This is a genomic window from Collinsella aerofaciens (assembly GCF_018785245.1).
GTDB lineage: Bacteria > Actinomycetota > Coriobacteriia > Coriobacteriales > Coriobacteriaceae > Collinsella > Collinsella aerofaciens_AD.
Genome location: NZ_WQPL01000037.1, coordinates 1 through 595 on the forward strand (window position 1 = coordinate 1; position 595 = coordinate 595).

A 595-nucleotide genomic window follows, 5' to 3' on the forward strand; every position below is an offset into this window, starting at 1 on the left:
CGCCTCCCCCGCGGCGCAGCTTCTTTCCGCGGGCTCGGGGTGCCACAATGGGCTTTGAGTATCGGCCCGTGCGGTAGCCCTTACCGCACCTGCGGGGAGGAGGCTTCCCATGCCCCATGTTACCTCCATCGGCCTGGACGTCCACGCGCGATCGGTCGCCGCCGCGGCGTTCAACCCCTTCACCGGCGAGGTGGTGCGCCGCGACTTCGGCACCGACGCCTCCGAGATCGCGGAGTGGGCCCTCGGCTTCGAGGACCCGAGGGCGTGCTACGAGAGCGGCCCCACCGGCTTCCACATGGCGCGCGAGCTGCGCGCGCTCGGCCTCGACTGCGCCGTGGCCGCCGTCTCCAAGATGCAGAGGCCGGCGGCGGACGCCCGGCGCAAGAACGACCGGCGCGACGCCGAGTTCATCGCCCGCATGCTCGCCACCCACAACATCGTCGAGGTCCCGCTGCCCGACATGGCGGTCGAGGCCGCCCGGGACCTCGACCGCGCCCTCGACGACGCGACCCGCGAGCTCCGCCGCTCGAGGCAGCGCCTCAACATGTTCCTGATCAGGCTGGGCCACGTCTGGGACGAGCGCAACGCCGACGGG

Annotated in this window: 1 protein-coding gene; it reads left to right on the top strand. The window is 72.4% G+C overall.

Features of this window, described 5'->3' with window-relative positions:
• Positions 1–109 precede the first annotated feature (109 nt).
• Positions 110–595 (top strand): IS110 family transposase (locus GPK39_RS08050; RefSeq protein WP_215674918.1); only part of this gene is annotated, 486 nt, incomplete at its 3' end.